Annotated in this window: 16 protein-coding genes and 1 tRNA gene; 12 read left to right on the forward strand and 5 right to left on the reverse strand. The window is 52.5% G+C overall.

What is annotated here, in order from left to right; translation table 11 throughout:
• Positions 1–7 precede the first annotated feature (7 nt).
• Positions 8–769 carry a GntR family transcriptional regulator gene (locus tag QMZ65_RS13670; protein WP_283216179.1) on the forward strand — a complete coding sequence of 254 codons (762 nt, stop codon included), beginning with the start codon at positions 8–10 and terminating at the stop codon, positions 767–769.
• A 36-nt stretch (positions 770–805) separates the two neighbouring features.
• Entirely contained in the window at positions 806–1,921 is a 1,116-nt protein-coding gene (locus QMZ65_RS13675; RefSeq protein ID WP_283216180.1) for a mandelate racemase/muconate lactonizing enzyme family protein, read from the forward strand.
• Position 1,922: 1 nt separating this feature from the next.
• On the opposite strand, the gene QMZ65_RS13680 is transcribed toward QMZ65_RS13675, so the two are convergent.
• Complete coding sequence (locus tag QMZ65_RS13680; RefSeq protein WP_283216181.1) at positions 1,923–2,057, reverse strand: hypothetical protein; 135 nt, start codon at positions 2,055–2,057, stop codon at positions 1,923–1,925.
• Between the two features lie 178 nt (positions 2,058–2,235).
• On the opposite strand from QMZ65_RS13680, the gene QMZ65_RS13685 reads away from it, so the two are divergent.
• Complete coding sequence (locus tag QMZ65_RS13685) at positions 2,236–3,231, forward strand: acyltransferase (protein ID WP_200574062.1); 996 nt, start codon at positions 2,236–2,238, stop codon at positions 3,229–3,231.
• On the opposite strand, the gene QMZ65_RS13690 is transcribed toward QMZ65_RS13685, so the two are convergent.
• Both QMZ65_RS13690 and xylB read right to left on the reverse strand, forming a co-directional pair.
• Positions 3,216–4,148, reverse strand: coding sequence for a GlxA family transcriptional regulator (locus QMZ65_RS13690; RefSeq protein WP_211728877.1), 933 nt, complete (start codon positions 4,146–4,148; stop codon positions 3,216–3,218). The two genes, QMZ65_RS13685 and QMZ65_RS13690, sit on opposite strands and share 16 nt — an antisense overlap.
• A 226-nt stretch (positions 4,149–4,374) precedes the next feature.
• Complete coding sequence (gene xylB, locus QMZ65_RS13695) at positions 4,375–5,817, reverse strand: xylulokinase (protein WP_283216182.1); 1,443 nt, start codon at positions 5,815–5,817, stop codon at positions 4,375–4,377.
• A gap of 167 nt (positions 5,818–5,984) precedes the next feature.
• Here xylB and QMZ65_RS13700 point away from each other — a divergent pair.
• The 4 genes from QMZ65_RS13700 (at position 5,985) to QMZ65_RS13715 (ending at position 9,723) form a co-directional block, all read left to right on the forward strand.
• A tRNA-Sec gene (locus QMZ65_RS13700) sits at positions 5,985–6,079 on the forward strand.
• Between the two features lie 162 nt (positions 6,080–6,241).
• On the forward strand, positions 6,242–7,414 hold the full coding sequence (locus QMZ65_RS13705; protein WP_283216183.1) for a tyrosine-type recombinase/integrase: 1,173 nt from the start codon (positions 6,242–6,244) through the stop codon (positions 7,412–7,414).
• Positions 7,415–7,444: 30 nt separating this feature from the next.
• Positions 7,445–9,304, forward strand: coding sequence for a DEAD/DEAH box helicase (locus tag QMZ65_RS13710; protein WP_283216184.1), 1,860 nt, complete (start codon positions 7,445–7,447; stop codon positions 9,302–9,304).
• On the forward strand, positions 9,301–9,723 hold the full coding sequence (locus tag QMZ65_RS13715) for a hypothetical protein (RefSeq protein ID WP_283216185.1): 423 nt from the start codon (positions 9,301–9,303) through the stop codon (positions 9,721–9,723). The genes QMZ65_RS13710 and QMZ65_RS13715 overlap by 4 nt, the downstream gene beginning before the upstream one ends.
• A gap of 426 nt (positions 9,724–10,149) precedes the next feature.
• On the opposite strand, the gene QMZ65_RS13720 is transcribed toward QMZ65_RS13715, so the two are convergent.
• A complete protein-coding gene (locus QMZ65_RS13720; protein WP_283216186.1) occupies positions 10,150–10,401 on the reverse strand; it encodes an ogr/Delta-like zinc finger family protein in 252 nt (83 codons plus the stop codon).
• Positions 10,398–11,114, reverse strand: a complete 717-nt coding sequence (gene sid / locus QMZ65_RS13725; RefSeq protein ID WP_283216187.1) for a capsid size-determining scaffold Sid — start codon at positions 11,112–11,114, stop codon at positions 10,398–10,400. Before sid ends, QMZ65_RS13720 begins: the two co-directional genes overlap by 4 nt.
• Before the next feature lie 510 nt (positions 11,115–11,624).
• Between sid and QMZ65_RS13730 the strand changes: the two genes are divergently transcribed.
• From QMZ65_RS13730 to QMZ65_RS13750, 5 genes are read left to right on the forward strand one after another with little or no spacing between them, the layout of a single operon-like run.
• Positions 11,625–11,882: a helix-turn-helix transcriptional regulator gene (locus tag QMZ65_RS13730; RefSeq protein WP_085286551.1), complete on the forward strand. Its 258-nt coding sequence runs from the start codon at positions 11,625–11,627 to the stop codon at positions 11,880–11,882.
• Positions 11,879–12,127 (forward strand): hypothetical protein, encoded by a 249-nt coding sequence (locus tag QMZ65_RS13735; RefSeq protein ID WP_283216188.1) that lies wholly within the window; start codon positions 11,879–11,881, stop codon positions 12,125–12,127. The genes QMZ65_RS13730 and QMZ65_RS13735 overlap by 4 nt, the downstream gene beginning before the upstream one ends.
• Positions 12,128–12,140: 13 nt before the next feature.
• Positions 12,141–12,668, forward strand: coding sequence for a host cell division inhibitor Icd-like protein (locus QMZ65_RS13740; RefSeq protein WP_283216189.1), 528 nt, complete (start codon positions 12,141–12,143; stop codon positions 12,666–12,668).
• The gene (locus tag QMZ65_RS13745) at positions 12,665–12,931 is read left to right on the forward strand and encodes a hypothetical protein (protein WP_283216190.1); all 267 of its coding nucleotides are present in this window, start codon (positions 12,665–12,667) and stop codon (positions 12,929–12,931) included. The genes QMZ65_RS13740 and QMZ65_RS13745 overlap by 4 nt, the downstream gene beginning before the upstream one ends.
• Positions 12,918–13,259 (forward strand): DUF5375 family protein, encoded by a 342-nt coding sequence (locus tag QMZ65_RS13750; RefSeq protein ID WP_283216191.1) that lies wholly within the window; start codon positions 12,918–12,920, stop codon positions 13,257–13,259. Before QMZ65_RS13745 ends, QMZ65_RS13750 begins: the two co-directional genes overlap by 14 nt.
• Positions 13,260–13,261: the final 2 nt, after the last annotated feature.

Genomic DNA, 13,261 nt, shown 5'->3' on the forward strand with positions numbered 1-13,261 from the left:
AATCACCATGGCAGGAAAATCATCCACACCAAGCCTTAAAAACAGCGCACCGCTGGCGCAGGAAGCCGCTTCAGACGGCCACTGGCAAGCTGCGCGTCCGCGCACGCTGGTCGATCACGCCGTCGATGCGATTCTCAGCGCCGCCTCGCGCGGATTGATTTTACCCGGCGACCGTGTTGCCGAACCGGATCTGGTGGCAAAACTCGGCATGAGCCGCGTGCCGATCCGTGAAGCGCTGCGCATTCTTGAAAGTCAGGGCATCGTCACCAGCGAGCCGTATAAAGGCATCCGTTTGATGGAGATTTCCCATCAGCGGCTGGAGCAGATTATTGATGTGCGCATCCCACTGGAAACATTGGCCTGTCGCCGTGCGATTGAAGCCGGACGCAACGGCGCTGAACAGCTCACTCTGCTGTATCAGGGCGTGGCACAGATGCAAACCATGATGCAAAACGATGATGTGTATGGCTTTGCCTCGGCGGACACCGATTTCCATCGCACGCTGTGCAGCTTCGCCCACAACCCGGTATTGAGCAATTTGTGGGAGTCAATTGCGCGCCAGCTGACGGTGATTTTTGGCCTCTCCACCATGGGCAAATCGATGAGCGACATCATTGAAGAGCACCAGCGACTGATCAACGTGTTCGCCGAGGGCGATATCGCGCAGATGACCGATGAAATTGAAAACCACATCCGCATTCAGGCACTGGATGTGGATTACGAGACCTTGATTACGCAGCGCCGGCAGCAGCGTTCCGCTGTGGGCTGATGCTTTATTGATTGCCTTTACACCAGGAAAACCACGATGAAGATCACCAACGTTGAAGCGTTTTATCTGCGTCTGCCGGTTATTGAGCAGCGTACCGATAGCTCGCAGGATGCACTGCTTATCAAAATCACCACCGATGCGGGCATCACCGGTTGGGGTGAAGTGGATGGCAGCCCGTATGTCACCAAAGCCATTATCGAAGCACCCTATTCGCACACCATGGTCACCGGACTGAAATCGCTGCTGATCGGCGAGAACCCGCTGGAGACCGGCCGTTTGTGGAAGAAGATGCACAAAGCCACCATCTATTATGGACGCAGCGGTGCCGTGCTGCAGGCGATGGCGGGCATTGATATCGCCCTGTGGGACATCAAAGGCAAAGCGCTGGGCAAACCGATTGTTGAACTGCTGGGCGGTGCGATGCGCGACAAGATGCGCGTTTACTCCTCCAACATGTTCCAGTACAGCGTCGAAGAGACGGTGGCGCGCGCACAGCACGCCATCGATACTGGCCACACTGGCGTGAAGTTTGGCTGGGAGCCGTTTGGCACCGATGAAGCGCTGGATCTGCGCTATCTGGAAGCGCTGCGCACCGCGATGGGCGACAGCGTGGATCTGATGCTGGATGTCGGCCACGTCTGGGATGCGAAGACCACCGTGCGCCGCAGCCAGCATTATGAACATCTCAACCTGTTCTGGATCGAAGAGCCGCTGCACCCGGATAACTACGCCGGTTACGGCCAGGTGTCTGCCGCCTGCCAGCAGCACATCGCCGCCGGTGAGCAAGAGTGTTCGGTGGTTGGCTTCCAGCGCCTGATTGATGAAGGCGGTATCGACATCGTGCAGATCGATCTGACACGCACCGGCTTTACTCAGGCGATGGAGATCGCCAGCTACGCGCACAGCCGTGGCCGTAAAGTGTGTAACCATAACTTCACCACCGACATCAACACCGCCGCCTCGCTGCATTTCCTGTGTGCGATTGAGAACGCGCTGGTGATGGAGTATTGCGTGGAGCCAGGTGAGATCAGTCGCTCGCTGGCGAAAAACCCGGTGCGCATCGCCGACGGTTACGCCTGGTTGCCGAGTGAGCCTGGTCTGGGCGTTGAGCCGAACGAAGCGGTGATCGAGAAGTTCCTCGTCCGCGATTAAGTCACCGCCAGGCAAACACCGGATGCGTGATTAATCCATTGTTCAGCACACTCTTGGTCGCGACGCGATTTATCGCCTGAGGCTCATCCGTTTTATTCGCCAAAGCGGCCACGGTTAAACGTGGTCGCTTTTTCATTTGAGTGAGCATGCTGGCGTGCAGGCCAAAGCACCACGACTATTGCCGGGCTGTTCTCACGCTGCGACCAGGCAGTGTCACCCGTAACAGAGTGATCCGAATTTCAGTCCCAAAGGTTGTTGACGCATCACGCTGTGACTACCCTTCTTCGCACGGACGTATTGCCGACGAGGAAGCCATGTCGCAAAAAATACACTGGATCGACAACTTACGTGCGGTTGCCTGCCTGATGGTGATCGTTATTCACACCACCACCTGGTATATCACCGGCCCGATGGCCGTCACAGGTATTAGCTGGGATGTGGCGAATCTGCTCAACTCCGCATCGCGCGTCTGTGTGCCGCTGTTCTTTATGATTTCGGGCTATCTGTTCTTTGGCGAACGCAGCGCGCAAGGGCGACATCTGCTGCGCATCGTACTGTGTTTATTGTTCTACAGCGCGGTGGCGCTGGCCTACATCACCTGGCTGACGCCGATCAGCGAAGGCCGTTCGCTGCTGAAGCTGCTGCAAAAACCGGTGTTCTATCACCTGTGGTTTTTCTTCGCCATTATCGGCATCTACCTGCTGTCGCCATTGATTCAGGTGAAAAGCGTGCAGCCGCGCTACGTTGCATTGCTGGTCGTGGTGCTGGCGGTGCTGGCCAATCCCAACACCGTGAGCCAGTCGCTGGGGCCGTTTCATTGGTTGCCGGTGAATCTTTACGTCAGCGGCGACAGCATTTACTACCTGCTGTACGCGCTGCTGGGGCGGGCGATTGGTTGCATGGACACCGATAAGCGCGGCATCAGCTGGCTGGCGGGATTGGGCTTTATCGCCTGCTGGATTGGCATTACGCTCGGCACCAAACAGATGCTAAAAATCAACGGCGCATTCAACGACACCTGGTATCTTTACTGCGGTCCGCTGGTGTTTATCGCCGCCATCAGCTTGCTGGTGCTGTTCAAGAATGTGCTGAACAGCCGCACACTGCCGATGCTGGCGACGATTTCGCGCTATTCACTGCCGATATATGGCTTTCACGCGCTGTTTATCCACTATCTGCGCACCAACCATTACGACGATATGTCACGTCCGTGGCTCGATCTGCCGTGGGTATTTGGCATTACGCTGATCGGCAGTTTGCTGCTAGCGATGCTGCTCAAACGCGTAGATAAACATCATCTGGTGAGCTGATCGTCCCAGCGCTGATGCGCGCGACGCAACTGGCGTGCCGAGGAGAACCCGGCCGCCAGAGCAGCTTTCTCCGCCGCTTCGCCCTGCTGCTGGCGCTGGCGCGCAATCACCAAACGCAGCTGTTCATGGTATTCGCGCACGCTGATGCCGAGATGCTGGCGGAACAGGCGCGTGAGATGACGCTCACTGACATGCGCGCGCTCGGCCAGCGCGGTCAGTGACCAGTCATGCTCGGGATGGGCGATCATCACGTCCTGCGCCCGGTGAATCGCCGGATGCAGGTGATTGCGATAGCGCAGCCACGGCGAGAGCTGGGGATCGTCACCCGAACGCCGGAACCACACCACCATTTCCCGCGCCACCTTCAGCGCCTGCGGTGCGCCGCAAAGCCGGTTGATCATATGCAGCGCCAGATCGATGCCCGCCGTGATACCCGCGCTGGTCCAGATGCCATGATCTTCCACAAACACGCGGTTATCCTTCACTAACGCTTCCGGTGCGGCGGCTTTCAGGCGCGGTAACACATCGTGGTGAGTGGTGCATTGCACACCATTTAGCAATCCGGCCTGCGCCGAGAGCAGTGCACCGGAACAGATGCAGACTAATGTGATGCGTTTAGACTGGATGGCGGACTGCTGCGAGCGGAGCCAGTCGCGCGCGGCGGCGGCAGGTGCCGTATCGAACCAGACTTTGGAGTCATACACGCCGGGCACCACCAGCAGGCTGTTATCGGGTAGCTGCTCGGGAAGTGGCGCAATATCCGCGATCGTCATGCCGGTGGAGCAGCGCACGCTGGCTTGCGGGCCAATGTAGTGCAGAGCAAAAAAGCCATCCGCCAGTTGCAGCGTTTCCGCCGGACCAGTGAGATCGAGCGCCATCACGCCAGGAAGAACCAGAAAATAGACGGGCTGCGGCATTAAAGGCTCCAGGGTAGGTGATGTGTTTCCCTCAGCCTCTGCGTTGCAGAGAACTGTTCGAGGGTTAACGTAACATTGCTGCTGCCTCAGCCTCTCTGGATGTCTTTCCCTCCGGTGAAGGGAGCGTGCTAAGGACAATTCAGGCCATAAGGAACTAACCTGATTTGCCTATCATAGCGGAATAAATATAAAAACCACGCCCCAATCCGGCCATCACATAACCGAATCAGGACATCAGCGGTTTGAGATGCTGATACAACTGCGCAAACTTCTCACGTTGCGGCTGATAAGCCTGATGATGAGACGCATCAGGCTGATGCCGCTGCACCAACTCTGGCGCGGGCCACTCGCTCTGCGGATCAATCGCCCATTGCGCCAGACGTGCAGCACCAAGAGCTGGCCCTACCTCACCGCCGTGGCAATAATCCAGCGTTAATCCACTGATATCCGCCAGCATTTGCCGCCAGTGCGCACTGCGCGCGCCGCCGCCGATCAGCATCACGGTTTGCGGCTGCACCCCGCACTCATGCACCGCGTCCATGCCTTCTGCCAGCGCAAAGCCCACGCCTTCCAGCACTGCGCGCGCCAGTTCAGGACGACCATGCTGATGGGTCAAACCAAAAAATACGCCTTGTGCCTGTGGATTGTTGTGCGGGGTGCGCTCACCGGACAGATATGGCAAAAATAAAATCGGTGCGGCTTCACCGCTGGCTTTTTCCGCTTCCGCCAGCAGCTCAGGCACGTCTTTACAGCCAGTTAAGGTGGCTGCCCAGTCAAGGCAGGATGCGGCACTCAGCATCACCGACATCAAATGCCAGCGATTGGGCAGCGCATGGCAAAAACTGTGTACCGCTTGCTGCGGGTTGCTGAGATAGCCGTCGCTGACCAGGAAGTAGACGCCAGAAGTGCCGAGCGACAGCATGCCCTGACCCGGCGCCACCATGCCGACACCCACCGCGCCCGCCGCGTTATCTCCGCCGCCCGCCACGATCGGCACCGCGTTCATCTTCCAGCGTGCGGCAACGTCAGGCGACAAAGTGCCAGTGATCTGATCGCCTTCATAAAGCGCAGGCATCTGGCTGCGGTTGAGATCGCAGGCGCTGAGCAGGGCATCACTCCAGTCACGCTGTGCCACATCCAGCCACATCGTGCCGGCTGCATCGGACATGTCGCTGGCGAAGTCACCGCTCATCCGCCAGCGCAGGTAATCTTTGGGCAGCAGAACTTTCGCCACTCGTTTAAACACACCGGGTTCGTGCTGCTGCACCCATAACAGCTTGGGCGCGGTGAAGCCCGGCATCATCAGGTTGCCGGTGATCTGACGCGAAGCCGGCACGCGCTGCTTCAGTTCCCGACACTGCTCGCTGCTGCGCCCATCGTTCCAAAGAATTGCCGGGCGCAAAACCTGATTATCGGCATCCAGCAAGGTGGCGCCGTGCATCTGACCGCTCAGACCAATGGCCTCCACGCCGCTGAGATCGTGCTGCTGCGCCAGCGCCTGCATCGCCTTGTCCGTGGCACTCCACCAGCTTTCGGGATCCTGCTCACTCCACAACGGCTGCGGACGCGATACCTGCAATGGCGCGCTCTCCACTGCGACAACCTGCCCTTGCGCATCCAGCAACACCACTTTGACGCCAGAGGTGCCTAAATCAATCCCGATAACCATGTTCAGCTCCTGATGCAGTGAGAAATCATAACTGTAGCCTTAGGTGGAGAATTTAATCACCTCTGCGCGGCGACGCTTCATATCAGAGCGTGAGAACGTGCTGTAGCGCACGGCTAAGATCAAGATTTCGCGCTGGGTTGTCGCTATAATTGCGCGGCATCTTCAAAGGAAGATCGTCGTCTCCGGTGAGGCGGCCGGATTTCAAATCCGGTTGGGGCCGCCAGCGGTCCCGGGCAGGTTCGACTCCTGTGATCTTCCGCCACTACACTTCCGAAACCATCTTGGATAATTTTAAATTTCCTTTAAAAACATAACAATAAACACATCCTTTATCCGTATAAGTCCTACAGCATCTGCCAGAATCCATGAAAAATATGTATAGTGATGCGTATAGATTTTTTATACACACTTTAGACTTATACACATGGCACTTACAGACATACAAATTCGACGCGCAAAACCCCAAGAAAAGCCTTACACCCTTAGCGACGGCCTCGGCCTGGCTTTACTCATTAACCCTGATGGCAGCAAAGGCTGGCGCTTCCGTTACCGATTCAACGGGAAGGCTAAGTTGATGTCGTTTGGCTCCTATAGCCTCGTTTCACTCGCTGAGGCACGCGAGAAACGTGATATCGCGCGCAAGCAGGTAGCTAATGACATTGATCCAGTTGAGGAACGTAAGGCCCAAAAACTGGCAAAACAGCTTTCGGCAGAAAACTCTTTCGAGGCCATCAGCCGGGAATGGCACACAAACAAGGCGGATCGTTGGACCGTTGCTTACCGGGACGAAATAATTAAAACCTTTGAGCAGGATGTTTTCCCGTTCATTGGCAATCGTCCAATCTCAGAGATTAAGCCGCTTGAGCTTCTTGAGGTGCTGCGTCGTATTGAAAAGCGAGGGGCATTAGAGAAGACGCGGAAGGTGCGCCAGCGCTGCGGTGAGGTGTTCCGATATGCAATTATTACCGGCCGAGCTGAGTACAATCCTGCTCCTGATTTATCTATTGCGCTGGCCGTTCCCAAACAAAAGAATCACCCATTTTTATCTGCGGAAGAGCTGCCTTATTTTGTACGAGACTTGGAAGCGTATACGGGTAGCGTTATTACTAAAAATGCGACAAAAATTGTTATGCTTACAGGTGTAAGGACGCAGGAGATGCGTTTTGCCACATGGGATGAGATTGACCTTGAAAAAGGTATCTGGGAAATTCCAGCAGAACGAATGAAGATGCGCAGACCTCATTTAGTACCTCTTTCGACACATGTAATCGATTTGTTTCACCAACTAAAACCCATCACTGGTCACTATCCCTACATTTTTATTGGACGTAATAACCGTAAAAAGCCTATAAGTAAGGAAAGTGTAAACCAAGTGATTGAGTTGTTGGGTTATAAAGGGAGGGCTACTGGACATGGTTTCAGGCACACAATGTCAACGATATTGCATGAAGAAGGTTTCGATAGTGCATGGATCGAGACACAGCTTGCCCATGTGGATAAGAACAGCATCCGTGGTGTTTATAACCATGCTCAGTATCTTGATGGCAGGGCTCGCATGCTTCAATTTTATGCAAACCAACTATACCCCCAAAAGTAATTATTAATTAACTAATGAAGGACTATTAAAATGTCTTACTTTTTTGACACAGCAGTAAACATCGAAGGTAATACTAAACTTAGAGCTCCACAGATCGAAGCATATATAAAAATAAAAGATTTCTTCAGTGATGAGGAAAATAAAGAGGCTCTAGTAGTTTTACCTACGGGTACAGGCAAGAGTGGTCTTATATCAATAGCTCCTTTTGGTGTTGCACATAAAAAAGTTCTAATTATCACACCTGGGCTCATTACAAAAGATAGCATAAGAAAAACTCAAGAGGTTCTAGATGATAATTTTTGGGTTAACTTCGACATTGTATTTAGCAGCAAAGACATACCCGTTGTTAATGAATATTCTACCGAATTGTCAGACGAACACCTCTTAAGTAGCCATATTGTCTATTCTAATATACAAAAAGTTGCGTCAACACGAGATAACGCATTAATTAATAGAGTTCCTTCTGATTTCTTTGATTTAATTATCATCGATGAGGCTCATCATGCACCTGCTCAAAGCTGGCGTGACACGCTCCGTTACTTCTCAAATGCAAAAATACTTCATGTAACAGGAACGCCCTACCGGGGAGATAACCAAGAAATTCCGGGTGTAAGAATCCATGAAACACCTTTATCTGAAGTTATGAGAGATAAGTATGTAAAATGGTTAAGAAAAGAAACAGTCAACGCGCACGAGTTGTTTTTTTCAACTCCAGAGCAACCCGGATTAAAACTATCTAAAGAGCAAATCCTAATGCTCAAAGATAAAGAATGGATTGAAAAAAGTATCGCATTATCGAAAGAGTGCTCTTTAGATGTTATCGACCATAGCATTGGAAAACTTCAAGAACTCAAAGATACCTCTCCCAACGTTCCTCACAAAATTTTAGCTGTGGGTTGCAGTATCGCTCATGCTGAAGACTTACTTACTTGGTATAAAGACAGAGGTATGACTTCTGTAATAGTACATAGTGAAATGGAACAAAGTGAATTGGCTGAAGCATTAATGAAAGTTGAACATCATCAGTGTGATGTTGTAATTTCCGTTAATATGTTGATGGAAGGCTACGACCATAAATACTTAACTGTTCTTGCGATATTTAGACCATATAGAAGCCTTAATGCTTTTGCTCAAGTTGTCGGTCGTATTTTACGAGTAATTCCTGAATCTGAAATCACACATTTTGAAATTGATAATAATGGCATAGTAATTTTTCATGAGGAAATCGGCTTAAATGTCATGTGGGAAAACTTCCAGAAAGAGGTAGAAAAAGCTCGTAGAGCAACTGTACGCGAGTATACGTTTACTGACAGAGACTATGTCGAAAGAGGCAGCGAATTAGCAGGAGTCGAAAGTGAAAGTGCTTATGTCAGCGATAAAGATTCTTACTTAAATGACATTGACTTCAATGCATTATTCGAACAAAAACGCCATGAGATAAGCGATTCGGTAAATCAGCAAATAGAAAAGATCAGACTGGCTGGCCTAGACCTTCCAGAAGATACATTAGAAGAGTTACGCCAGAAATTAGCTGAAAAAGAAGTTCAGAAAGCTGCTGAATACATTGATCCTGAGTTAATTGAGAAAAGACCTCACCAAGCAAGAAAATTAATGAGGGATATTCTTAAAACACGCACTCAAGATGCGGTATCTAATCTACTGATTGATAATGGTATTGGTGAGAAAAGCTCAGAGCTTTATGCGATTTTTAGCCGTTACATGCCATATTTAAAGACAACTGAGGCTAATGATGCTATATTAGTGAGATATGTTTTTATAAAGCTAGCCAAAGCTTATGGCCCAGTTGATAAGCGAGATAACAAAGCCCTTCTCCAGTCGATTAATGATTTAGATAAGGTTCTCGCAGAAGTTGAGAGGATGATTAAATGACAAACTATACTCAAATCATGAAAGAGATTAATAAAATAATTTCTTTTTGCATGGTAAAAGGGGTGCAGCCTAATGAGTTAGTTACATCTATTTTTGAGCGCGAATATCAACACATCGAAACTTATAAGAAAGGTGAGCTAATTCATTTCATTTTAACTTATTCAGACATTCATGATGATGGTGTCAATTTAATTAAAATGAAATATGTCTATAACGATAGACAACAATTACTATCGATTGCTCAAAAAATTGATTCCTCAAGCTATAAGATCCAATGGGATCGCAGTGAAAAGCTTGATGCGCTGCTTAGTAACTTGTCATCGCAGTTGCCTAAGAACAGTTCGATTATCAGTCAACTTAGAGAGGCGATTCCTGATGATTTTAAAACTATTTTTTATCCAATTTTAAAAGTTGCCTGATAGTCCAGTTCCTTCAAATCAAAGCCGCCAGCAGGCGGCTTTTTCATTCCTCGCCACCATCGCACCTCAGACGCACCACGCGCACATGATTACAACCAACCACTAACGAACCAACACCAACCACGCCCGCGCCGTTACGACGCGCTCAAACAATAATTATTAATACTAAACACCACCGCTGGCGCGCAATGCTATCCCCGCCACGCCTGCCCGCTTTATGCATCGCTTTTCATGCATGTGCATGAAGCGGGTCGGGCCGCACCCGGTATGGCCTGAACGGAGGAATGCGGTGCATGGTTTTGCATGCAGATCCATGCACGCTATGCATGCATCACTTTTTACAAAGCGGCTGGCCAGAAAAAGGGCTTCGGAAAGGCAAAGGACAGGCACAAAAAAAGCCGCTGATCGGGCAGCGGCTGTGCGGGGTTAATGAACCTGGCGGAATGCAGAACCGTAACGGCCCAGCGTCTGACGTTCTCTTACCGGTTCCGGTGGTGCTTCCGGTTTTGTTTCCGGCTGTGGCGGTGCGGTGATGACCTTGGTGATGCTCTCATTCGTCTTGAAGGTGCAGGAACAGTCCAGGTTAGTGCACTGGTGATAACGCTCTTTCACCTGTTCGGACATATAGCGGCTCGATTTGGTGTGTGCCGCGCTTTTGCAGTAAGGACAGTGCATCATTTCTGGCTGTCCTCCTGCAATGCCGCACGTTCCTGCTGTAATGCCTTTACAAACTTCATGCGGTAAGCAGGGTTGCCATACAGCTTCATATCAATCCCCGTCAGCGCCGGACGATGCAGGCCGATAATCTCCAGCAGCGGAGCCTCTTTCAATACACTGTCCGGCAGAGCCGCCGCTGCCCGCGTCAGCGCATCACCGACCAGACCGGCCACGTCCTTAATCCGGTCCCGGTCATCACCGGCAAACGTCGGGGAAAGTTCTTCACGACGGAGACGCAGCTTAATGGCCCACAGCAGCGACGGACTCACGTTACGCAGGGCTGACTGCCAGTGTGCATCCGCGAACCCGGTAAAAGCCTCCTGGTGTGATTCAACGTACTCTTTACCACTGTCGCAGCATTTCAGCATCGACTCCTGCTTATCCAGCGCCAGCTCTTTAAGCAGCCCGCCAAACTCATCGGCCAGTTCACGGCTGGCGATGCGCTGGGAATGCTCAGCGCGCAGTTCGTCAGTCAGACTACCGCGCAGGCTGCGGAAGCGCGTGCGCCAGTTGCTCTCGGCCTCTTTCCCGGCTTCGATGGCCGCCTGCTGCTCTTTTTCACAGCGGGCGATATCGGCGCAGATACCGTTATAGGTCTTCATTCTTTCCGTATGTTCAGCGCGGGCTTTCTCAAAGCGCACTAGTGAGGCAGGTTTCTGTTCCGGGGTGGTCATGGTGGTCTCTCATCGTCTGTAAAGGATGAGGCCATTCTGTCGTGTACCACAGGACAGCGCATTTCATTGCTTTCCGCCTGTCGATGAGCAGACAAAGGCAGAACAGGTGCGGGATACCCCCTTAACAGATTATATTTCTTATATAACTGTTCACTGGTATTCACTGAGATAAAAAAGGTAATAAATACAGCAAGTAAAGCAGTGAATACTTTAATTTAAAGTCTTCACTGAGTGTTCACCGGTGTTCACACCTTTCAGAAACAGGCCTTTTTCTGGCGAGCGAACCTTCATTGTTTTTAGCTATTAATTAACAATTATTAATTGATACTTAAATCAAATGTCCCTTTAAAGGCTAACAGAGGCTAATAGAGGCCAATAGAAAACGAAGTGCTTGCTTTTTGACCAATCTCATCTTGTTTACATGAGTAAAAATATTCTCACAATAGCGGGTTACCTGAAGACACCACCGTAACCGGACAGCACCGGCCGGACCCAGAAAGAGGTAACACCATGCACGCAGTTTCATCCGTACCGGCCCCCGCCATCCCCGTAACCCGCGATGCCGTTTTCCCGCGCGACCGCTTCATGCGCCTGCCGGAAGTCATCAGCACCTGCGGCCTGTCACGTTCGACCATTTACGACTTAATCAGCCGGGAGCAGTTCCCCTCACAAATTTCCCTCGGCGGTAAAAACGTCGCCTGGCTGGCGTCAGAGATTGACGGCTGGATGCAGGCCCGCATCGCCCAGCGCGCCGGAGGTGCAGCGTGATTACGCTGAATTTCGGCACGAAAACCTACCCCCTCACCCGCGAAGAGGCCGCCTTCGTCGCGGAAAGCCTGACGGCAGCCGTCAGCGGCAAACCCGCCACGGCACCGGCCTTCACCAGCGGGATGCACGGCCATATTTCCGTGTTGAGTCAGAAAGCGAAGCCTGCAAAGCGAAGCGCAAAGAAAGAGGACGGTGAATTCCGATCAAATCCGCCGCAATCCGATCACGTCCTGACCGATTGCTGAGGAAAACGCCCCGATGTGTGAAAAAAGGCTTTTCTCTGGCGAGCGGCCGTTATACAGTTTTCGCGCTGCCGCAAAATCGGCAGTCGGGCGTAGGAACCCGTGTAAAACAAAGGCGACACAACACGCGCCATGCGTGTTTTTTTGTGTCATCGCCTCAGTGCACCCATTATCCGGGCAACGGTTCTTGAGCCGTTGCGCCGTCTGCGTAATGGTGGCCCGGGCGGGGCAGCCTTCGGGCTGGCCGGTTTCCTTTGTTACCGGTATTCCTACCCCCGTCCGGGCTACCACCCATGAGCGTAGGAACTCCGGTGGTAGCTCTTTTCAGCTAACAAAGGAGTTATTCATCATGGCAGTGATCCTCAGCACGTCTCATCCCGAATTCACCTTTATTTTTGCCGCCGTGCGCCGCACCGATGCCGCCGCACGTCCCTGTATGCTGCGAACCGTGGCAGGTGATGAGCGCAGCGCACGCGCCAGTCTCGCCCGTGATTACGTCCTGTCCTTTGCCGGTCGCCTGCCGGTTAAGGCGGTGGCCGCATGAACACGCTCGCAAAACGCCTGAATAACAGTGACGCCTACCCCATTCCCCACGCTGACTACCTGCGCCTGCTGCACGCGCACACGGTCGGCGTGACCGTGCTCGATATGTTCGACACGGTGAACTGCCTGAGCGCGCGCGGCTGCGTGCCTGACGGTGCGGCGCTGGCCTCGGTCGTCGCCCTGCTCACCGACCAGCTCGGTAAAGTCGTTGAAACCTGTGAATCCCGGATGTTAGCCACGGAGGCCCGCCATGATGACCGTTAATCACTCCTGCCTGCCCGTTGAGGTACGCACCGCCGTTTACCGCCGCGCGCTGGCGCAGGGCTACCTGAATGCCTGCAAAAGCCTCGGCATTACCGTATCCGCCACGCTCGATGAGTTGCAGATGACCATCGCCCTTGAGCTGGAAGGCTTCTATGTGCGCCGTCACGGCCCCGATGCAGGCATGGAGATGGCCTGCACCATGCTCGGCGATATGGTCGAGCCTGACCTGCTGACCGCGCCGCCGCGCCTTACGCCGCTCGGCGTCACCATGATGGATGAGCTGTTCCGCAGCCAGCTTGCGGCCGCCAGCCGCACGACGCTGCACTGAGG

The organism is Pantoea sp. EABMAA-21 (genome assembly GCF_030053335.1).
GTDB lineage: Bacteria > Pseudomonadota > Gammaproteobacteria > Enterobacterales > Enterobacteriaceae > Pantoea > Pantoea communis.